The organism is Sorangium sp. So ce1153 (genome assembly GCF_051521595.1).
Taxonomy (GTDB): Bacteria; Myxococcota_A; Polyangia; order Polyangiales; family Polyangiaceae; genus Sorangium.
In genome coordinates this window covers 13850607-13872775 of sequence record NZ_CP150361.1, presented here as the reverse complement: position 1 = coordinate 13872775, position 22169 = coordinate 13850607, and the positions used below count along the sequence as shown (strand labels likewise).

Annotated in this window: 11 protein-coding genes; 5 read left to right on the top strand and 6 right to left on the bottom strand. The window is 70.0% G+C overall.

Annotated features, from left to right (window positions below):
• The first annotated feature begins 4 nt into the window (after positions 1 to 4).
• Positions 5 to 1837 carry a gamma-glutamyltransferase gene (ggt, locus tag WME85_RS50495; protein ID WP_437832683.1) on the top strand — a complete coding sequence of 611 codons (1833 nt, stop codon included), beginning with the start codon at positions 5 to 7 and terminating at the stop codon, positions 1835 to 1837.
• 837 nt (positions 1838 to 2674) lie between these two features.
• Positions 2675 to 7672, top strand: a complete 4998-nt coding sequence (locus tag WME85_RS50490; RefSeq protein ID WP_437832681.1) for an AAA family ATPase — start codon at positions 2675 to 2677, stop codon at positions 7670 to 7672.
• Between the two features lie 51 nt (positions 7673 to 7723).
• On the opposite strand, the gene WME85_RS50485 is transcribed toward WME85_RS50490, so the two are convergent.
• On the bottom strand, positions 7724 to 9016 hold the full coding sequence (locus WME85_RS50485) for a cytochrome P450 (RefSeq protein ID WP_437832679.1): 1293 nt from the start codon (positions 9014 to 9016) through the stop codon (positions 7724 to 7726).
• A 284-nt stretch (positions 9017 to 9300) separates the two neighbouring features.
• Positions 9301 to 10170, bottom strand: a complete 870-nt coding sequence (locus WME85_RS50480) for a terpene synthase family protein (RefSeq protein ID WP_437832677.1) — start codon at positions 10168 to 10170, stop codon at positions 9301 to 9303.
• Between the two features lie 2715 nt (positions 10171 to 12885).
• On the opposite strand from WME85_RS50480, the gene WME85_RS50475 reads away from it, so the two are divergent.
• From WME85_RS50475 to WME85_RS50465, 3 genes are all read left to right on the top strand, one after another.
• Entirely contained in the window at positions 12886 to 13089 is a 204-nt protein-coding gene (locus WME85_RS50475) for a hypothetical protein (RefSeq protein WP_437832675.1), read from the top strand.
• A gap of 45 nt (positions 13090 to 13134) precedes the next feature.
• On the top strand, positions 13135 to 13836 hold the full coding sequence (locus WME85_RS50470; protein WP_437306224.1) for a DJ-1/PfpI family protein: 702 nt from the start codon (positions 13135 to 13137) through the stop codon (positions 13834 to 13836).
• Positions 13837 to 14085: 249 nt separating this feature from the next.
• Positions 14086 to 15609: an ATP-binding cassette domain-containing protein gene (locus WME85_RS50465; RefSeq protein WP_437832672.1), complete on the top strand. Its 1524-nt coding sequence runs from the start codon at positions 14086 to 14088 to the stop codon at positions 15607 to 15609.
• Between the two features lie 27 nt (positions 15610 to 15636).
• On the opposite strand, the gene WME85_RS50460 is transcribed toward WME85_RS50465, so the two are convergent.
• The 4 genes from WME85_RS50460 to WME85_RS50445 all read right to left on the bottom strand — a co-directional run bounded on the left by WME85_RS50460 (position 15637) and on the right by WME85_RS50445 (position 22138).
• Positions 15637 to 17898: a S46 family peptidase gene (locus WME85_RS50460; protein WP_437832670.1), complete on the bottom strand. Its 2262-nt coding sequence runs from the start codon at positions 17896 to 17898 to the stop codon at positions 15637 to 15639.
• A gap of 256 nt (positions 17899 to 18154) precedes the next feature.
• Positions 18155 to 19723, bottom strand: a complete 1569-nt coding sequence (locus WME85_RS50455; RefSeq protein WP_437832668.1) for an Eco57I restriction-modification methylase domain-containing protein — start codon at positions 19721 to 19723, stop codon at positions 18155 to 18157.
• A 61-nt stretch (positions 19724 to 19784) separates the two neighbouring features.
• Positions 19785 to 20045, bottom strand: coding sequence for a hypothetical protein (locus tag WME85_RS50450; protein ID WP_437832666.1), 261 nt, complete (start codon positions 20043 to 20045; stop codon positions 19785 to 19787).
• A gap of 107 nt (positions 20046 to 20152) precedes the next feature.
• Entirely contained in the window at positions 20153 to 22138 is a 1986-nt protein-coding gene (locus WME85_RS50445; protein ID WP_437832664.1) for an ABC-F family ATP-binding cassette domain-containing protein, read from the bottom strand.
• Between the last annotated feature and the right edge of the window lie 31 nt (positions 22139 to 22169).

Below are 22169 nucleotides of genomic sequence, written 5' to 3'. Positions count from 1 at the left end.
GGCGATGAAGCTCCGCGCCTGGCATCGACTGCTCGCCGTCGTCCTCCTCGCCAGCTGCGAGGCTGCCGTCCCGCCTCCGCCGCCCGCGCCGCCGCCGCCGCCGCCGCCGAGCGCCGCCGCCGCGACGCCGACGCCCGCTTCCGCGCCGGCCGCGCCGGCCGCGCCGGCGTCGCGCTTCCCGGCCGGGTGGCCGTTCCCGGAGGGCGCGCCGCCGGTGCGAGGCCCCTCGATGGTGTCGAGCGACGCCGCCCTCGCCACGAAGGTCGGCGCCGACGTCCTCGCCGCGGGCGGCAACGCGGTCGACGCGGCGGTCGCGACGGCGTTCGCGCTCGCGGTGGTACACCCGACCGCCGGCAACCTCGGCGGCGGCGGGTTCCTGGTCGCCCGCGTCGGCGACAAGGAGCACGCGCTCGACTTCCGCGAGACGGCGCCGGGCAAGGCGACCCACGACATGTACCGGGGCAAGGACGGCAAGCCCACCGAGAGCGCGCGCGTCGGCCACCTCGCCGTGGGCGTGCCCGGGAGCGTGGCGGGGCTCTGGGAGGCCTTCGACAAGCTCGGCTCGAAGAAGAAGACGTGGGCCGAGCTCATCGCGCCGGCGATCCGGCTCGCGAAGGAGGGCTTCCCGGTCGACGAGAACTTCGCGACGACCGTCAAGGCCGCGTCGTCCAAGCTCGCGCGCTTCCCGGCGTCGGCCGCGCTGTTCCTGCCGGGCGGCGCCCCCATCGCGATCGGCGCGACATGGAAGTCGCCCGAGCTCGCGGCCACGCTCGAGCGCATCGCCCAGAAGGGGCCCGCGGGCTTCTACGAGGGCAAGACCGCGGAGCTCCTCGTCGCGGAGATGCGGCGGGGCAAGGGGCTGATCACGGCCGCGGACCTCAAGGGCTACAAGGCGAAGTGGCGCGAGCCGGTCGTGTTCGAGTACCGCGGGCGCCGCGTCGCCTCGATGCCGCTCCCCTCGTCGGGGGGCATCGCGCTCGCGATGATCGCGCACCAGCTCGAGGGGCTCGAGATCGCGAAGCTCGGCTGGCACTCGCCGTCGCACGTGCACGTGGTCGCCGAGGCGATGCGGCGCGTCTTCCTCGCGCGCAACGAGGTGCTCGGCGACCCCGACTTCGTGAAGAACCCGGTGGAGGAGCTGCTCTCGGTGGCGTGGGCCGAGAAGCAGCGCGCCACGATCGCCGCCGACCGCGCGACGCCGACCGAGGAGCTGACCCGCGGCGCGGGCGCCAAGGACTCGGGCGGCCGCGGCCCGCACACGACGCACTTCTCGGTGGTCGACGCGCAGGGCAACGCCGTCGCGCTCACGACGACGCTGAACGGCTGGTACGGCGCGGGGGTGACCGTGACCGGCGCGGGCTTCGTGCTGAACAACGAGATGGACGACTTCGCCGCCGTGCCCGGCACCGCGAACCAGTTCGGCCTGGTGCAGGGGGAGGCCAACTCCGTCGCGCCCGGCAAGCGCATGCTCTCGTCGATGTCGCCCACGATCGTGACGGGCAAGGACGGGCGCGTGGAGCTCGTGCTCGGCGCCGCCGGCGGCCCGACGATCCTCACGGCGGTGTTCCAGATCCTCTCGAACGTGGTCGACTTCGGCATGGATGTGACCACGGCGGTCAACGCGCCGCGCTTCCACCAGCAGGACTACCCCGACCGGCTGTTCGGCGAGACGGGCGGCTTCTCCGACGAGCTCAAGCAGGCGCTCGGCGCGATGGGCCACGCCCTCGACGAGCGCGGGCACATCGCCGACGCGCCGGCGATCGGCCGCGAGGGCGCCGCGTTCGCGGGGGCGCGGGAGCCGCGGCGGCCGGGCTCCGAGGCGGCGGCCGGGAAGTAGCGACCAGAACGCGCAGCGCCGCGGGACGACCCGCCACGCACGAAACCGGCTCCACCGGCGTACGAGGGATACCCTCTCCGCACAGGCATCGACGCGCTCCCACGTATCGCACAGCCGGAGCGGCGCCATTCCCTGCTCCGGTCAGGAGCGGAACGGCCGCGCGAGCGCGCCGGGGTGTCGCGCGACGACAACGCGCGACGGCGCTCGACGGCGGCCGGCGCGCTGTCGGCGTGAGGGCCCCACCCGCGCAGCGTCGGTCTCGCATCCCGCGATCGATCTCCGCCGAGCTGAAATCGCCCCATTTCAATGGTCCATGGGCACACCAATTCGTCGGACCATCGGGAGCTTCCCTAAGGGAATACCCCGATTCTGGCGCACCCTGGCGCGCTTGGCGCGGCGATGGGCCGGGGTATCGGACCGATCACATCGTGAGGCACCCTTCATCGCATGATGCAGACGACCGCCGCGCAGCGCCGACTTCACAGGGCGTCGTGAGCCCTCGCACAGGCGCGACACGCTGTTTCCCATTCACGCCACACGTCGAAAGCAGTCGCGCGTCGCCGGCGTGACGCGCGGCGTAGCCGGCCGGAGCGCGCAGACGCTGCGATCCGCGAGCCAGGCGAGGCCGCGGTTCGACCTTGACACGAGGCGCTGCTTTCGATTGCTTAAGTGACGCGCTCCGCCGGGCACGCTCGCTCCCTCGGCGGTCCGCGCATGTGTCTGCCGACGCGGCCGTTCAGTGCATCCGAGGAGCAGCTGTGGTTGAGGGCCTGCATCTTCTACGGACCGATGGTCGCGCCGGGCCCGGCGGTTCAGTGATGCGAGGGGGTAGCTGTCATGGTCGAACTATTAAATCACGAGCTTATCGACACGCTGCACGATGGTTCTCGCAGCAGTGTCTACCTCGGCCGGAAGAAGAGCACGGGCAAGATGTGCGTCATCAAGGTTGCCCGGAAGGGTGTCAACGGCACCCGCAATGTCGCCATCCTCAAGCGCCAGTACGAGATCACCAGGAACCTCGACCTCGATGGAGTCGTCAGGGTATACGACCTCGAGGTCCGCCTCGACTACGCCGCCCTGATCATGGAGTACTTCGCGGGCCGCTCGCTGCGCGCGATCATCGACGAGCGCGGGAAGGGCGCCGACGAGAGCGGGAAGGGCATCGGCCTCGCGCGGGCGGTCAGGATAGCGCTCCAGCTCGCGGACACCCTCGGCGCCGTTCATCAGCGGAACATCATCCACAAGGACGTCAAGCCGAGCAACATCATCGTCGACCATGACGTGAGCACGTCGAAGCTCACCGACTTCTCCATCGCCTCGCTCCTGCCGGGGGAGCGGGCCGCGCTGTACGACCCCTGGTCGGCCGGCGAGGGCACGCTGCAGTACATCTCGCCCGAGCAGACCGGCCGAATGAACCGGTCGATCGACTTCCGGTCGGACTACTACTCGCTCGGCGTGACGCTCTACGAGCTCACCACCGGGCGTCTACCCTTCGAGACGAAGGATCCGCTCGAGCTCGTGCATCACCATATCGCCAGGACGCCCGTCGCTCCGCACCAGCTCAGGCCGGCGATCCCGGAGGCCCTGTCGAAGGTCATCATGAAGCTCCTCGCGAAGACCGCGGAGGATCGATACCAGAGCATCTTCGGGCTCAAGGCCGATCTGAAAGCCACCCTCGACATCCTCGAGGGCGACGCGCCGGCGGTGGACTTTGTGCCCGGGCAGAAGGACAGGCCGGACAAGCTCCAGGTATCGCAGAAGCTCTATGGCCGTCAGGAGGAGGTCGACGCGCTGATGGCCGCCTTCAGGGGCGTCAGCGCCTCCGGACCGGACGCGGCGCAGGTCGGCCGGTCGGAGCTCGTGCTCGTGGCCGGCTACTCCGGCGTCGGCAAGTCGGCGATCGTCAGCGAGATCCACAAGCCGATCGCGAAGCAAGGTGGTTACTTCGGCGCCGGCAAGTTCGACCAGTTCACGCGTAACATCCCGTACGCCGCCGTCATCACCGCGCTCCGGGAGATCGTCCGGCAGCTCCTCACGGCGAGCAAGGACGAGCTCGCCGACTGGAAGGCGAGGATCCTCGCGGCCGTGTCCTCGAACGGCCAGGTCATCGCCGACGTGATCCCGGAGATCGAGCTCATCATCGGCAAGCAGCCGCCGTTGCCGACCCTGGGCCCGGTCGAGACACGGAACCGCTTCAACCTGACGTTTCGCGACTTCATCGGCACCATCGCGCTGAAGACGCGAGCGCTCGTGCTGTTCCTGGATGATCTGCAGTGGGCTGACAGCGGCTCCATGAACCTCATCAGCGTCCTCGTGGAGGACTCGAACATTCGCCACCTGCTGCTCATCGGCGCCTACCGGAACAACGAGGTCGATGACGCTCACCCGCTCCCCATGATGCTCAGCGCCCTGGACAAGGGCAGGGCGCGCGTGCGCACGCTCACGCTGAGGCCGCTCGCGCGGGCGGACGTCCATCGACTCGTGTCCGACACGCTGGGCCCCTGCCAGGAAGACTGCCGGCCGCTCTCGGATATCATCTACAAGAAGGCGGAGGGGAACCCGTTCTTCACGATCCAGCACCTGACGAGCATCTACCGCGAGCGACACCTGACCTTCAGCGCCGAGCGGGGCACCTGGACGTGGAACATCGCCGAGATCGAGAAGATGTCGGCCGCGGAGAACGTCGTCGATTTCATGATCCGTATGATACGCGGCCTGGACGACGCGACGCAGCGGGTCCTGAAGTATGCAGCGTGCATAGGAAATCAGTTCAGCCTGAAGCTGCTCGCCCGCATCGCGGACGCGAGGGTCCATGACGTCGAAGACGACCTGTGGGCCGCGCTCGAGGCGGGGCTCGTCGTCCCGATCGACGATGACTACAAGATCGCGCGGTTCCTCGACGCTGTCTTCTGTGAGCGCGAAGCTGCTGTCACGTACAAGTTCTCGCACGATCGTGTGCAGCAGGCGGCCTATGCGATGCTGCCGGAGGTGGAGCGGGACAGCATTCATCTGGAGCTCGCGCAAGCGTTGCTCCAGCAGACCACGCCCGAGACGTTCGAGGACTGCATCTACGACATCGTGACCCACCTGAACATGGGGGCGTCGCTGATCAAGGAGAGCGAGGCGCGCTACGAGGCCGCGACGCTCAACCTCAAGGCCGGGCAGAAGGCGAGGCGCTCGACCGCGTACGGCCCTGGTGTGCAGTGCCTCCGCGCCGCCGCCGCGTTCCTCCCGGACGACTGCTGGCAGACGCACCACGAGCTGTCGCTCTGCATCTATACAGACCTCGCCGAGCTCGAGTACTTGACCATCAACTATGACCGCGCAGAAGAGCACGCCAAGGTCGTCGTCGAGCACGCGAAGGACGTGTTCGACAAGATCCGCGTGTACGAGACGCGCATCCAGTTCTACATCTCGCAGAACCGCATGGACGAGGCGATCGACGTGTGCATGAGCGTGCTCGCCATGCTCGACGTCTCGCTCTCCCAGGCCCCTCCGCAGAACGTCGATGTATCGCAGCTGCGGCAGCTGCCGCCGATCACGGACGAGCGGATGCAGGCCGCCATGAAGATCATGGCGACCGTCATCCCGGCCGTGTACCTCGCCAGACCCGAGCTCATCCCGGCCATCGCGTTCACGATGGTGGACATCTCCATGCGATACGGGAATTCGCCTGTGGCCGCCTTCGGCTATGGGGTCTACGGCCTCATCCAGTCCAGCTTCATGAACAACGTGGACGCCGGCTTCGAGCTCGGCCAGCTGGCGCTCGAGCTCGCGCACCGGTTCGGCGCCGTCGAGCTGGAAGCCAAGATCTATGCTTCCATGTACACCTTCGTCTATCACTGGAAGCGGCACCTGAAGGGGACGATAGACCCGCTCCTCCACGCCGTTCAGGTCGGCCTGACGACGGGGGACGTCGACTACGCTGCGTACACCTCGATGCACCACTCCACGTATCCCTTGTTCCTGGGCGAGGAGCTGGCGCACGTCGAGCAGCGCACGAAGAGCTCGATCGAGCTCTCGTTGAAGCTCAACCAGCAGTACTCGCTCTACTACGTCAAGATCTGGAACCAGCTCATCAACAGCTTTCGCGATCCGTCCGCGGACAAGCGGCGCCTCATCGGAGAGAGCTTCGACGAGACGACGATGATCCCGTGCCTGGGGGAGAACAGGACATCGCTGTTCGCCTTGCACGTGGCGAAGGGGATGCTGCTTTACTACTTCGACGCCCCGAAGCAGGCGCACGAGCCCCTTCGCATCGCGGACGGTTACCAGGACGCGGCGGCAGGCCTGGCCGTCGTCACCCAGCACAACTTCTACTACTCGCTCTCGCTCCTGGCCTCCGCGGCGCGGCTGCCGGCGGACGAGCAGCCCGCCCTCCTCGCCCAGGTGGAAGCGAACCAGCGCAGGCTCGAGGCGTGGGCGCGGTCAGCCCCCGAGAACAACAAGCACAAGCACGACCTGGTGAGCGCGGAGCACGCGCGCGTGAGGGGCGCGACCGTCGAGGCGATGGAGCTCTACGACCGCGCGATCGAGGGAGCGCGCGCGCACGGGTACATCCACGAAGAGGCCCTGGCGTGCGAGCTCGCGTCGTCGTTCTACCGGAACATGGGCCGGCGCGAGATCGGCCACCACTACCTCACGCTCGCCTACCGAGGGTACGCGCTGTGGGGCGCGGACGCGAAGTGCCAGAGCCTCGTCGCCGGCTTCCCGCAGCTCATGCTCGAGGGGACGGCAGAGCAAGCGATGTCGGTGACGGTGACCTCGAGCCACGAGGCGATGGCCCTGGATTTCCTGAGCGTCATCAAGGCGTCGCAGGCCGTGGCGAGCGAGATCGTGTTCGAGAGGCTCCTGGAGAACCTCATGACGATCGTCCTCGAGAACGTCGGCGCGCGGTTCGGTGTGCTGGCCCTGGCGCACGGCGATGCGCTGCTCGTCGAGGCGGAGGGGTACGTCGAGCCGAAGCAGGTCCACGTGCTGAAGGCGGCGCCGGTCGCCTCGAGCAAGAAGGTGCCGCTGTCCGTGCTGAGCTATGTCCAGCGGACGCTGCAGAGCGTGATACTCGACAACGCGGCCACAGAAGCCCGCTTCTCCGGCGATCCATACATCCAGGAGAGGCAGACGAAATCGCTCATGTGCGCGCCGATCATGCGCCAGGGCCGGCTCATCGGCGTGCTCTACCTGGAGAACGACCTGTCCACCGGCGTCTTCACGAAGGACCGCTCCGAGCTCCTGAACCTCCTGTCGACGCAGGTGGCGATCTCGATCGAGAACGCGAAGCTGTACGAGGGGCTCGAGCACGCGGTCGCGGCGAGGACGGAGGAGCTCCGCGTCTCGAACGAGCAGCTCCGCGCCGTCAACGACAGGCTGCAGGTGGAGCTGGCCGTGCGCGAGCGCCTCCAGGAGGAGCGCGTCCAGATGCAGGAGGAGATCATCCAGGCGCAGCGCGAGCGGCTCCACGAGCTGTCGACGCCGATGATCCCGATCACGGACGACATCATGGTGATGCCGATCATCGGGACCCTCGACGACAAGCGGGCCGCGCAGATGATCGAGAGCGCGATGACAGGCGTCGCGGCGAGCTCTGCCAGGGTCGTCATCGTCGACATCACCGGGGTCAAGACGGTGGATACGAACGTGGCGGGCAGGTTGATGAGCCTGGCCAAGGCCGTGGGCTTGCTCGGGAGCAGGGCCATCCTCACCGGGCTCCGGCCTGCAGTGGCGCAGAGCCTGGCCGCGCTCGGCGTCGAGCTCGGCTCGATCGAGACGAGGGCGAACCTCAAGGCTGGCATCGCGTACGCCATGAGGCGCACCGCGGTGGCTCGACACGCGTGACCCGATCTGCCCCGCCGGAAGACGGTACGGTGAGCGTGCGCGAGCTCCGCTTCACCCGCGGTGAGCGCCAGGAGCGCGCTCGAACCTCACGCGCGCGAGCGACCAGGGGTGCGCGAGCGGAAAGTAGACAGGGCGAGGCTCCAGCCCCTGGTGCACCGGTCGCAGCTGCCTCTTCTTGCACTCGCGCGCGAGCGCGACCTGCACGCAGAGCGCCTCGAAGACCGCCAGGCCGTAGCCCATGCAGAAATGCGCGCCGCCGCCGAAGGGCGCCAGCTCGAGCGCCGTGGGGGCGCGATCGCGGCCGGCCCAGCGGCCGACGTCGAAGCGGTCGGGCTCGTGAAAGATGCTCGGGTCGCGCCCCAGGGCAGCGGGGCTGACGGCGAGCGGCGTGCCTGCCTTGATACGGCGACCTGCGAAGGTGACGTCCTCGACGGCCGTGCGGAAGATGAACCACGCCGGCGCATACAGCCGGAGCGTCTCGCGGAAGATGGCCTCGGCGACGGGGAATTTGCGTAGATCTCTGGGCGAGGCGGGCATGGCGTCGTCGGGTTGACCGTCGACCTCGTCCATCAGCGCGTCCCACAACGCCGGGCGCCGGGCGAGCATGAGCAGTATCCACGCGAGCACCGAGCCCGACGTCTCGTGCCCTGCCAGGAGCATCATGCGCAAGTTGTCGACGAGCTCGCTGGTCGAGAGCAGCTCGCCGTTGTCGCCGCGGGCGCGCACCAGCGCCCCGAGGAGGCTGCCTTCTGCGTGGGCGAGGCGCGCCCTGGCGATGAGCCGCTCCAGCTCGGCGTCGAGCCACGTGCAGGCTCGCGCCGAGCGATACCGCGGCAGCCCCGGCAGGTGTCCCGGCACGGGGAAGATCCCGAGCGCGAACTCGCGATACACGCGCTTCCAGGTTTGCAGGTCATCGGCAGGCGCTCCCGCGGCGCGGAGGATGATCTCGAGCGTGAGATCCTGCATCTCCGATGCGACGGCGATCGCCCCGCGCGACAGCCACCCGCCGACGTGCTCCTGGACGATCGACGCCAGCGAAGCGGTCAGGCCGGACACGGACAGGCCGAGGCCGGAGAACGAAGGGCCGAGAGCGGAGCGCATGTGCCGGTGTGGCGCGCCGTCGGTCGTGAACAGCGAACGACCAGCCATGTGGCGAAGGTCATCGTACGCGCCGTCGTTGTTGACCGACGGAGATCGCAGCAGGTCGAGGCTCTCCGGTCCCAGGCAAAAGAGTCGCTCGCGGCCGAAGCCGAGGTCGACCCAGAACACGGGACCGACGGTCGCCTGGCTGCGAAGGAGGAGCCCCGTCGCGTCGACATAGAGCAGAGGTAGATGGCCGACCATGGGAGCGCGGCCGGGGGCGACAGGATGGTCGCCGCCGCGCGCAGAGATGCTGACTGCGGGGCGGGGCTCCGCGTTCGGCGGGCCGCGGTCGGCGGAGCCCTCCTGCATGGTGGATCGCGCGTCCGAGAGCCCCCGAGCGGAGCGGCTCGCTCGCGCGCTCTCCCATGAACTTACATGATGCATGACATTCTCTCTACTGGCTCGACGTGTCTAGCGCGGTGCTCAGCCGGGCCTCGCACCGAGGCCCGGAACAAGCAGCCGCAAGGACTCCAGGGGTACGTTGTTCAGAGGCTGATGCTCTGCTCGGCCGTGCGGTCTCCGACGACGCGCAGGTCGAGGCTGCGGCCGTGCGTGTACCGCGCCGCCAGGAGCTGCCACTCCAGCAGTCCGCGCATCACCACGTCGAGGCCGTGCAGCCACGAGCGCACGGCGACGCCGTCGGCGCCCGACCACCCGAGCAGCTGCTGCTTGATGGTGATGAACCACCGCATCTCCTCGTTGTGCATGAGCACCGACCTCTGCAGCGCGTGCTCGTCGTCCATGCCGTTATGATGCATGAGCAGGCCCGGCAGGTTCAGCGCGTGCGGCCGCCGCCGCTCCTTGTGGAAGGAGAGGACGTCGTTGGCCCACGAGATGACGACCGCGGCGACCTTGCGCAGCTCCCGCATCGCGGGATGCTCGGCGATCGTGGCTGGGAGCTCTTGCCCGGAGGCGACCTCGATCAGGTCGAAGATGGGGTAGGAGCCAGAGGACTCAGCCCGAAGCTCGACGTATTCCCTCAGACCTGGGACCGTCCGGGCGCTGCGGTGATCGACCTCCGCGAGGACGCCGCGGTGGAAGTAGGTGCGCATCGACCCGCAGAACCGCGCTCGCCAGGCCGGGCTGCCCAGCGCACGGAGGCGTGTACCCAGATCGAGCGCGCCGTGGAGCAGCCCGTCGTCCGGCGGATGGTCGCTGCTGGCGTCCGGCTCTGCCAGCGCGTGGAGGTAGCGATCGAAGACGCTCGACAGGCTCGGCTGCGTGACGTCGGGCTGGCTCAGCGACTCCATCACGTCGTCCAGCAGCAGGTACCAGCCGATGAAGTCGCTGAGAAACTGCGCGACGTCCCCTGTCGCCGACGGGTAAGCCAGCCCCGTGGCGAGGTCCGAGCGCATCCGCTCCAGGCTGCGGTGCGCCCGAGATTCCGGCTGTACCACGCGGTTTTGGAGCGCCCAGCGCACTGTCCCCTCGAGCAGCGATCCATGCTGAGAGCGCAGCTGCGCTCGCCATTCCGCGGGGTAATACAGCGACATGCCGGCGCCGCGAGGATGGACGCGACCTCGCGTGTCACGGGAGCGTGCCGAGGGATCCACCGCCTGCACGCGGGCAGCACCTTCCGCCTGGTGGGCATCCTGATGGACCAGGTCCTGGCCTGCCACGGTCTGCGCTGCGTCCTGGCGAGCATCGCCGGGCGCGGCGTGGCCTTCGGGGGAGTCATCGCAGTATCGCTTCGATTCGGGGATGAGATTCTCGAGTTCCGTATGACACGATGTCATTTCCTGATTCGCTTGTTCTCCCCCCTCGTGAGGGCTGCGCTCGTGACCCTGGGAGCACAGCCGTTGATAACCGATGAATTTGCCGCCAGGCCTCCCGCGGCGCAGGGAGCGGGCAGGCCCGAGCGGCAGAGACGTCATGGGCTTTCCGACGCCTCGAGCAGGCGATCGCCACGACGGCGTTCGCCTGCTCAGCCAGTTCAAATCACGTTACGCGAAGACGAAGATCATCCCAGCGGGACGATCTTCAATCCAGTCAGCCAAGCCAACACACACGCAGACACAGCTCGCCTCATCCAATGGACGAGCCTCGCACACAGGACAGTCTCATCGAGAGAATGAGCGCCGATCTATGGCTCCCGTCGCGGGACCGCTCGGATCCAACGCGACGTTGGCGACCGAAGACATGGCTCTCATGACAATGAACGTTTCAAACGCGTATCAACGCTGCGCTCCCACGCATCGCGTGCGGCTGGTGATGCGCCGCAAATGCGGCACATCGGACCTGCATCGCGAGGGTCGCGGAGGGTCAGTCTATAACCTACAACAACGCCAGCTTAGCGTTCATCGCGCGGCGGGCAAGACAATACGACATGCTGCGAGTACGTTCCATGATGTCGGTGCGTTTCCATGGCTTTGCTGCGCATTTCCAGCTTCGCCAGAACACGACGGGTTGCATGGTGGAAACATCTGATCGAGGCGAGCGCGATGCACGCCGGTTCAGCGAGATGGGCACCTCGCGCCTGAAGAACGCGTGGGCTCCTCGGACGCCGCGCGAAGCGCCATGTGCTGTTCCGTGTCATCACCGTCACCGGTTTGATCAGAAAACGTCAATGGACCTGGAGAGGCGACGCGCCGTGCCAGCTGGGCGACATGCGGCCTCGCGCTCGAGGAGCGCCCACGCAAGCTGGATGGGGTCTCCACGCAGCCCGCGGACTCGCCTCAAGCGCTCGATCCGGATCGCCGACCAGCGAACCACCGCTCGGGCCGCAGGCCAGGAGAGCTGACGCCGCGATTCCCGCAGCAACTCTGCGGATTCGACAGCCGGCTCGCCCATGGCCAGCGCGCTCGGGCGCTCAGGTTCGAGATTGGCAACGAGCATTTGCTCGAGCGCCGATCATCAGGAGAGTGTCTCCTGGTGAGTCATGCGGCCCGGGCGTGCTGCTCGGCTTCTATGTGACTATACAACCGCGCATCCGACAGGCGTACGCGCCCGATGATGCGCCCGTGCTTCTCCGGTTAACGACACGATAGTATCAAAGGCAACCGGATGCACAAACATTTTATTTATTTATTTGTTAAGTACGCATGGCCGTTTCCGCACGTCCGCACGTCCTCACGTCTCCCGCACGTCCGAAGCGCCCGCGCGTCCTCACGTCCTCACGTCCTCACGTCTTCACGTCTTTCGCACGTCCGAAGCGCCCGCGCGTAACGTTGCCTCGTCACGCTCGCGCTCGCGCCGTACGACGTGCCCTGCGGCCTGCGCCGAGCGGTGGCCACATGGCCTTGCTGTACGGCTGCTCGTGTCTGGCAGCGCTGCAATGGCGTGCGACAACCAGGAGCTGGGATCGCGCGCCGGGGCGCCACCGCTCGTCCGGAAGCTCCTGACTGCGATGTGCAGCATTGAAACCGAAAGGCTGACTCGGATTTCATTGATGAATTCCGAGATCATGACGACGGCCTGCAGCTCCGCGAACGGAGCGAACCGCAGAAACGAGCCCTTGTAACAAGGAAGAAACGCGAGGGAAGCACCTGACCCACCCCGGGGGCCTACCCGAGGGGATGCTCGGGAAGGAGTAATCCGCTGGCGGTGGGATTTGCTTTGCAGCGAAGCAGGACAGCATGAGAGGCGCCTGGCGCTATGCAAAAAGAACGCCCTGCTCGGTCCGAACGCTCCGCAGCTCCGCCACACGGATCGCAGCCATAGGGCATACGGGACCACGACCTCCGGCCGTTCCGCCGCCCGGCAGCCGACCTGCCAGGGGACAGAGCGAAACCTGACGGTTCGTCGAGCGGGCCCGCCAGAGAGATGGAGCCGAGGGCCCGGCTGACGCCCTCTCGGTACAAGGTGTCGGCGTCCCCCGTCGAGGGGGCCGCCCGCTCGAGCGGTCATCGCCGGACCAGGGCAGAGGCCGTCCCAGGGGCTCGGAGCGCCCCCCCGTGGGGCCGCTCCCCCCGCCGCGTCGCGCTACGCCGGGACCGCCTCGATGACCGACGTCGCGCCGGCGGTGGGGAACACCCGGGCGAGGGTAGTGCTCAAATCTGGCCGGAGAGAGTTCACATGAAGGCGGGAAGACGGGAAGATCATTGATCTTTTCTTCCCGCCTTCCCGCCTTCATGTTCAATTTTGAGCACTACCCGGGCGAGCCGGATGCCGGCGGCGGCGAGGAGCGCGCGGAACTCCGCCTCGGCGCGCTCCCGGCCACCGCAGGCGACCAGCATCTCGAGATCGAGGAGCTTGCCGAGGTCGGCACCGGCGGCACCTCCGGCATCGCGACCGGCGCTCCGCTCCAGGTCGACGGCGGCCCCCGGGCCGCTTGACGCGCGCGGGCGCGCCGCGCATCAGACCATCACGACGGAGGTCTCATGCAACAAAGGCAGATCGCATTCCTCATCTATCCCGACATGACGCCGCTCGACCTCATCGGGCCGCTCCAGGTGGTGAAGAACCTCGAGAGCTTCGGCCCCTTCGACGTCGTCACGGTCGGAGAGCGCCTGGAGCCCGTGCCCACCGACGTGGGGATCGCCATGCAGGCGGAGCGGACCTTCGAGCAGGTGCCCGAGCCGTTCGCGCTCGTCATCCCGGGCGGGCTCGCCGGCCCCATCAAGGCGATCGCGAACGACAGGCTGATGGCCTATGTCCGGTCCGCGGGGCGGGGCGCCCAGGTGCTCGGCTCGGTGTGCACCGGGTCGCTCATCCTCGCCGCGGCGGGGCTGCTCGACGGGCGCAGCGCGACGACGCACTGGACCTTCCTCGACCACCTCGGCCGCCTCGGCGCGGTCCCGGTCCGCAAGCGGTGGGTCGAGGACGGCAGCGTCATCACCGCCGCCGGCGTGTCCGCCGGCATCGACATGGCGATCGCCCTCGTCGCGCGGCTCGCGGGCAACGACGTGGCGCGCACGATCCAGGCGATCGTCGAGTACGACCCCGAGCCGCCGCTCGGCCCCATCGACTGGCGCTGGGTCGATGACGCGAAGATCGGGCCCACGCTGCTCGAGAGCGTGACCCCCGCGCTGCGGGGCATCCTGGCCGGAAAGCCCGAGCTCGCGGCAAAGCTGTTTCCCTGAGGGCCTGTCCGCGCAGCGCGACGCGCGATGCGCGACGCGCGACGCGCCACGCGGAGCCGCGGTTGCGCGGGCCGCCGCGGTCTGTTACACATTGCCGCTGACGCAAGAGGAGAGTGCTCCGGTGAAGATCAGCTCCTGAATCGGTCTCCGTCGCAGGTCGCGAGCGCGCCACGTCCCTTTCGACTGGCCGCGCGGCGCCGCCTGCCCGTCCCGTGACCGGGCCGCTGGCCCTCTGATTCAGGAGCTCGTATGTCGTCGTTGCGCGCGCACCGTCTCTCTTTCTCTTATACCGACGCGTCCCCGATCCTCACCGACGTCGCTCTGTGCCTGACGCCCGGCTGGTACGGGATCGTCGGACCGAACGGCGCCGGCAAGACGACGCTCCTCCGGCTCTTCGCCGGCGATCTCGCGCCCGACGCGGGGAGCCTGCGCCTCGAGCCGCGGGGCGCGTCGATCGCCGTCTGCCCGCAGGCCGTGGAGCGCGCGGACGCGGCGATCCGCGCGCTGGCCGAGGCCGAGGACGGCACCGCGCGCAGGCTCCGCGGCGAGCTCCTCCTCGACCCGGCGGAGCTCGGGCGCTGGGCCACGCTGTCGCCCGGCGAGCGCAAGCGATGGCAGATCGGCGCGGCGCTCGCCGCCGAGCCGGACCTGCTCCTGCTCGACGAGCCGACGAACCACATCGACGCCGACGCCCGGGCGCTCCTCGCCGGCGCCCTCGGCGGCTTCCGGGGGATCGGGGCGTGCGTCTCGCACGACCGCGAGCTCCTCGACGCGCTCACCGTCGGCACGATCCGGGTCGATCGCGCCGCGGCGCAGCTCTATCCAGGCGGGTACAGCGCGGCCAGGGAGCTCTGGGAGGCCGAGGCGCGGGAGCGCGAGGAGGCCCACCAGCGGCTGCGCGCCGAGGAGCGGCAGCTCCGCCGCCGGCTCGGCGAGGAGCGGCGCGAGCAGGCCTCGGCGGACGCGGAGCGGAGCATCGGGAAGCGCGCCAAGGGCCCGCGCGACCACGACGCCCGGGGCATGATCGCGAACTTCCGCGTCTCCTCGGCCGAGGCGCGGCTGTCGCGCTCGGTGGGCGTCACGCGGGGCAAGCTCGAGAAGGTGTCGGCCGAGGCGGGGACGTTCGAGTTCGAGAAGGCGGTGGGGCGCAGCGTGTTCGTCGGCTACGAGCGCTCGCCCGCGCCGTGGCTGTTCGTGCTCGACGCGCCCGAGGTCCGCGCGGGCGGCGGCGACGGCCCCGCGATCTTGCGGGACGTGCGGCTCAGCGTCGGCCGCGAGGATCGCATCCGCATCGCCGGCCCGAACGGCGGCGGCAAGACGACCCTGGTGAAGGCGCTGCTCGCGGGCGCGCGGGTGCCGGCGGCGAAGGTGCTCTATGTGCCGCAGGAGCTCGGGGAGGCGGAGGAGGCGGCGCTCATCGCGGCGGCGCGGCGCCTGCCGCCCGAGGAGCGCGGGCGGGTGATGTCGCTCGTGGCCGCCCTCGGCGTGGAGCCCGGCCGGCTGCTCGCCTCGGCGCGGCCGTCGCCGGGCGAGGCGCGCAAGCTGATGATCGCGCTGGGCCTCGGCCAGCACGCGTGGGCGCTGGTGCTGGACGAGCCGACCAACCACCTCGACCTCCCCTCGATCGAGCGGCTGGAGCGCGCCCTCGCCGACTACCCTGGCGCGCTGATCCTCGTCACCCACGATCGGGCGTTCGGCAGGAGCTGCACATCGACCCTCTGGACGGTGGCCGGCGGCGACGTGCTCGTGTCGTCCGACGACGCCGGCGCGTGATCCGCGCCGGCGCCGCCGCGACCGCGCTCACGGGATGGCCGGCGTGCCGCCCATCTCCTTGAGCACTGCGTCCGCGCCCGACACGGCGTCCATCACCCACTCCATGTAGCGGAGGTCGACGTGGATGGTCCGGGTGATCGACGGCATGAAGAGCCAGTCGGACGCCATCGCCTCGTAGTTGCCGTCGAAGGCGAGGCCCACGAGCTCGCCGCGCGCGTTCAGCGTCGCGGAGCCGGAGTTGCCGTTCGTGATGTCGAGGTCGCTCAGGAAGCAGACCGGGACCTCGCCGAGGTCCTCGTCGACATACGGCCCGAACCGCTTCTCGCGCGCCGCCTCGAGCAGGGCCTCCGGGGCGTTGAACGGCGGCTTGCCGGTGTTCTTCTTCACGAGCTCGCTCACCGTCGTGAACGGGCGATAGGCCGGCTTGTCGAGCGCCGGGCGGTAGCCCCGCACGGTGCCGTAGGTGATGCGGAGCGTGCCGTTCGCGTCGGGCGCCAGCAGGCCGCCCCGGTACTCGCGGAGCGCCTCGACGAAGCGCGGCTTCACGAGGCTCATCGCCCCGAGGTACGCCTTGTCGCGGGCCTCGATCGCCTTCTCGACCGGCGCGAGCTCCAGCGCCAGGCGGATGAGCGGATCCCGGCTCGCGCCGAGCTCCGCGATCGTGGCCGTCTTCAGCAGCTTCACCCGGGTCGCCGCATCCTCGAGCGCCGTGCCCGCGTACGCCGCGTCGATCGCCGCGCCGAGGGCGGGCTCGGTGGGCGCCTGCCCGCCCGCGAGGCTCTTGAGCAGCGCGGGCCGGTCCTTCGGGTCGAGCCGCAGCGCGCGCTTCACGGCCAGCTTGAAGGTGCCCTGGTCGATCGTGCGGCCGTAGGACTTCTGGAGCGACACCTGCGCCTGCTCGAGCCGCTCCCAGTTGCGCTCCTGGTACTCGGGCTCGCGCTCGGCGTCGGGCTTCGGCCGCTCCTCGGCCATGCGCACGATCGCGACCGCCGCGTCGAGGAGCCTCGAGGACGAGAGGATCTCCGACACGGTCGCGTCGTGCTCGCGCGTCCTCCGCAGCTCCGCCTGCGCCGCGGCGATCTGCTCGATCGCGCCGCCGTACGCCGCCTTGCGCTCCGGGTCGGCGTCGATCCACGCCTTGAGCTCTCCCTCGAGCTTGGCCTTCTCCTTCGCCAGGCCGCCCTCGACCAGGCCCTCGAGGAGCCCGCGCGTCTTGAGCAGGTAGTTGCTGTAGCCCTGGATGGTCGGCTCCGCCTTGATCCGCGCCTCCGGGTCCCTCTTGCCGAGGTCCTCGAGGAGGGCGAGCGACTCCTCGTAGAACGACACCCGCTTCGGGTATTGCCACGACACGGCGGACTCGACCTCCGCCGCGGTCCGGAGCCGGTTCGTCGTGCCGGGGTAGCCGGCGACCATCACGAGGTCGCCCTGGTTGAGCGGCGCGGTGGCGAGCTTCAGGTGGTGCGCCGGGCGATAAGGCACGTTGTCGTCGGCGTGCTGCGCCGGGCGGTTGTCCTTGCCGACATACGCCCTGAAGACGGCGAAATCACCGGAGTGGCGCGGCCAGCGCCAGTTGTCGATATCGCCGCCGAAGTTCCCGATCCCCTCGTGCGGGACATAGACGATGCGAACGTCCTTGATCTCCAGCTGCTCGATCAGGGAAACCTTGCTACCGCCGAAATACTCGGCGATGGAGCAACGGATCTCCGGGCGTCCCTTCTCACACGCGGAGACGAGCTGCTTCTTGCGCTTCTCGATCTCCTCGTAGCGCTCGAGGTCGCCCGGGATCGCCTCGATGCCGCGCCGCACCTCGCCGGTGACGTCGCGGAACGCGCGGGTCACGAACACGCGCGCGGTGGGGCCGGCCCACTTCTCCTCGGCGCGGGTCCTCGCCAGGTAGCCGTTCGTCAGGAGATCCTGCTCCGGGGTGGAGTTGTACTGGAGCGCCCGCGTGGAGCAGTGGTGGTTGGTCGCGATGAGCCCGTCGGGCGACACGAACGAGGCCGAGCAGCCGCCCAGGCTCACCACCGCGCCGAGCGGGGACGCCATGGGGTCGGTGAGCGACTCCGGGTCGATCTCGAGCCCGAGCGCCTTGAGCTGGTCCTTGTGCTGCGCCATCTGCTCGGGCAGCCACATCCCGCCGGGGTTCTCGAAGGGCGCCCCCTGGCCGGGCCCCGAGGCCGGCGGCCTCGTGTCGCCCGCCTGCGGCCGCTCCGACCCGCAGCCCGGCGCGAGCGCGGAGAGCGCGAAGAGCGCAAACAGCCCACGACTACGCAGAGAGGATTGCAACATGCGGTGTTGTTACCATCGCCGGTGGATAAAGCAACCACACCGCACCACGCGAGCACCGAGATACGAGGTCAATGCAAGCCCCGTGCGCGCTGCGGACATGCGCACTTTGACCTCGTGTTGATTTCCTTCCTGGCGACGAACACCGACGTTCTTCGATGTTCATGAAGGCGCCATTCGCCTCGTTCGGCGCGCGCGCGCACGCCGAAACTTCATGTTCTCTGCGTCCGGCGCCGGACTGGCATGCGCGGCAACCAGGTCAGATCGCGCGCGGGCTGCCGCCGCGCGCGCCGTCGGCGCCGAGCGCCTCCTCGACGGCGCGATCGATCTCGCGCTGCCCGAGGGCGCGGCCATCGGCGCGGGCGCCGAGCCGCTCGATCGCCTCGAGCGGCGGATACGTGAGGCTCCTGAGGTCGGTGGCGTTCACCTGCGTGTGGCCGCTCCACTGGCGGAAATACGTGTCCACGAGCGTGGAGCTCAGGAACGCGCAGAGGCCGCGGGCCAGCAGCGGCGGCAGCCCGGCGCCGCGCCGGTGGAAGACGTTGAGGTGGTTCTCGAAGCCGACGCGCGCGCAGGGCACCACCGCCGGATCGAACACGGCCGCGGTGATGCGCCGCCGCTCCTCCTTCGAGGAGAAGCGCTTCACGACCACGTAGGTCCCGCTCGGCATCCAGAGGTGGGCGGTCGCGGCGCAGTCGACGAGCGCGTTCGGCTTCTTCCCGGCCTTCGGCCAGCGGACGACGCCCGCGTCGAGGTGCGCGGGGTAGATGAGCGGCGCCGCGCCCGCCTGCGGATCCGGCCGGAGCAGCGCCCGGGCCCGGAAGTCCACGACCTTGCCCGTGGAGATCGAGACGCCGAGGTCCGCGAGGCGCGCGGGCAGCCGCGCGAAGGCGTCGGCCACGTCCTTGCCCGCCTGGTCCGGGACGACGCGGATGAAGCGCTCCGGGTCGTCCGGCCGCACCACCTCGGCGTACGGGACCTGCCGCGACGGCGCCGTGATCGCCCCGTCGTCCGGCCCGCAGCTCGATGAGATCAGCACGGCGCCCGGCGGCGCCCCCTTCACCCCGCAGAGCACGACGTTCTCCTGGAGGACGTCGTCGTCGGCGAACGCCGCCGAGCGGGACTCGAAGACGTGCACCCGCCGGAGCGACATCTCGCGCAGGAACAGCTCGCGGAAGGCGCGAAAATAAGGGCCGTTGCAGAAGCTCCTCGGCGTGATGGCGACCAGCTCCCCGCCGGGCGCGAGGACGCGCACGGCGAGCGCGAGGAAGGCTGTGTACAGGTTGCTCGCCTCGATGCCGACGCGGCGGAGCGCGCGGCGGGCGGCCGAGGCGGCGCCGAGCTTCTTGTAAGGTGGGTTCAGGATCGCGTGGGAGAAGCGCGCCCCCGGCGTGGGCCGCGAGAGCTCCTCGACGGCCGCGGCGATGAAGTCCGCGCGGACGGCGCGGCCCTCGAACGCCACGCCCGCGGCCCGGCACGCGTCGCGGCACGCGCGCATCCCTTTGGAAAGGCGCTTTACCATCGCCGGATCGAGCTCGTAGCCCACGGCGCGGATGTCGGTCGGGGGGGCGGGCCGGCTGCACGCCTCGGCGACGAGCGCCGCGGTGAGGGTGCCGACGCCCGCGCCGGCGTCCAGGACGCGGACCGACCCGCCGAGCTCCTGGAACAGCGACGCCATGAACGAGGCGAGCCGCGGGGGCGTCAGGAACTGGCCGAGCTCCGAGCGCCGCGCCGGGTCGAGGCGCTCGCAGGCCTCTGCCCGGTGGAGGGCGACGGCCTCCAGCAGCGCCGCCGGCGTCGTGCGCCGGAGCTCTCGGGCTGCGCTCATCGGCTGGCCGCCATGGCTACCGAGGTTCGTTCGCGCGCTCGCAGCGGCTCGCGCGCGCGGCTCAGTCGACCTGGTGGGCCCGGAACGAGACGACCGCCCCGCTGCCCTCGAGGCAGCGGTGGATCCACGCGGCGTCGCGCGCGGCCACGGCGATGAGCCGGACCTCGCCCGCGCCGTCGAGCGCCTGGAGGCCCTGGAAGCCGACCAGCTCGGCTTCCTTGAGGGTCATCACCTGCGCGCCCGTCTCCTTCAGCACCTCGGCGCTGAGCAGCTCCGCGCCCTCCCTTCCCTCGGCGAGGTACACCTCGAACACGGTCATCATGGGGCCATGGTCGCCGGGCGGCGCGGCGTCCACAAGGGCCGTCGCGCGCGCGGCGAGGGCCGTCCCGCGCGCAGCGGCGGGGACCGCTCTGGGCGCGCAGCGGCCGGTCAGCCCTTGCCGGCGGCGGCCTCGCGCTTCGTCTCGAGCTCCTCCCACCGGCTGACGAGGCGCGCCGCCTCCTGCTTGGCGCGCTCGAGCTCCGAGAGCAGCCCCGCGACCTCGGCGCCGCGGCTCGCGTACAGGGTCGGGTCGGCGAGCTTCGCCTCGAGCTCGCGCACCTTCAGCTCGGCCTCGTCGATCTTCCCGACGATGCTGTCGAGCTCGGCCTTCTCCGCATACGAGAGCTTCGGCTTGCCGCCGGCCGGCGCGGCGCCCTTCGCCGGGGCCTGCGCGGGCCGGGGCTCCGCCGCCTGCGCCCTCGCGGCGCGCGCCGCGGCCTCCGCCTCCGCCGCGAGCGCGGCGTGGGCGCGCTGCTCGCGGTAAGCGTCGTAGTTGCCCGCGTACCGGACCACGCGGCCGTCGCCCTCGAACGCGAGGATCGAGGTCGCCACCCGGTTCAGGAACCAGCGGTCGTGGGTCACGACGAGCGCGGAGCCCTCGAGCTCGATGAGCATCTCCTCGAGCGCGGCCAGGGTCATCACGTCGAGGTCGTTGGTGGGCTCGTCGAGGATGATCACGTTGACGCTCTGGGTGAGCATCTTCGCGAGGGCGACGCGCGCGCGCTCGCCGCCGGAGAGCGACCCCACCGGCTGCCGCGCCTTGTTCGGGTCGAAGAGGAACCGCTCCAGGTAGCTGCGCACGTCCATGGATCGGCCGCCGATCTCGACGCGCGTGTGCGAGCCCGCGATGTTCTCGAAGATCGACTTGTCGAGGTCGAGCCCGCTGCGGTGCTGGTCGAAGTAGGCGATGCTCGAGTTCTTGCCGAGCACGACCTCGCCTTCCATCGCGGGCCCCGCGGCGGCCGCGCCGTCGCCGGGGGCGCCGAGCTGGCCGAGGATCGCCCGGAGCATCGTGGTCTTGCCCGTGCCGTTGCGGCCGACGATGCCGACGCGCTCGCCCTTGGTCAGGGAGAAGTCGAGCCCGCGCACGAGCCACCTGCCGTCGACCGAGAGGCCGAGCTTCTTCAGCTCGAGGATGGTCTTGCCGGTGCGCACCGACTCCACCGAGAGCTGCGCGGTGCGCTCGGCCTTCGGCGGCGGGGCGGTCTTTGCCGTCTCGGCGCGCTGGATGCGGGCCTTCTGCTTGCCCGTGCGCGCCTTCGGCTGCCGCCTCAGCCACTCGAGCTCGGTGCGCAGGAAGTTCTGCCGGTTCGACTCGGTGCGCGATTCGAGGGCGAGGCGCTCGGCCTTCTGCTCGAGGTACTCCTCGTAGCCGCCGTCGTAGCTGTAGACCTTGCCCTTGTCGATCTCGAGCGTGCGCTCGGCGACGCGGTCGAGCAGGTAGCGGTCGTGGGTGATGAGGAGCAGCGCGCCGGGGTGCTCCTCGACGAGGTAGCGCTCGAGCCACTCGACGGTCTCGACGTCGAGGTGGTTGCTCGGCTCGTCGAGCACGGCGAGGGCGGGCCGCGACACGAGCAGGCGCGCGAGGGCGACGCGCCGGCGGTCGCCGCCGCTGAGCACGCTCATGGGCGCGTCGGGCCGGGTGACGCCGACGTGGCCGATGATCGCGTCGACCCGGTGCATCATGTCCCACCCGCCGAGCCGCTCGACGTCGGCCGCGGCGGCGGTCTGCTCGGCGAGGAGCGCCTCGGCGTCCCCCGACCCGGCGGCGAGCGAGCGGCTCACCTCGTCGTGCCGGGCCTTGGCCGCGTGCCACGCCGAGAGCCCGGCGAGCACCACGTCGCGCGCGGTGTCGGACGCCTCGAAGACCGGATCCTGGGAGAGCACGCCGATCTCGGCGCCGCGGCGGCGCGCGATCGTGCCGCTGTCGGGCTGCTCGACGCCCGCGAGGATGCGGGCGAGCGTGCTCTTGCCGGAGCCGTTGACGCCGACGAGGCCGACGCGCTCACCCGTGCGGATGTTGACCGAGACGCCGTCGAGGATGGTCTGCGGGCCGAAGGCTTTGTGGAGATCGTGAGCGGTGAGGACGGGCACAGGGCGCGGAGCTTAGCGCACCCGGCGGGGC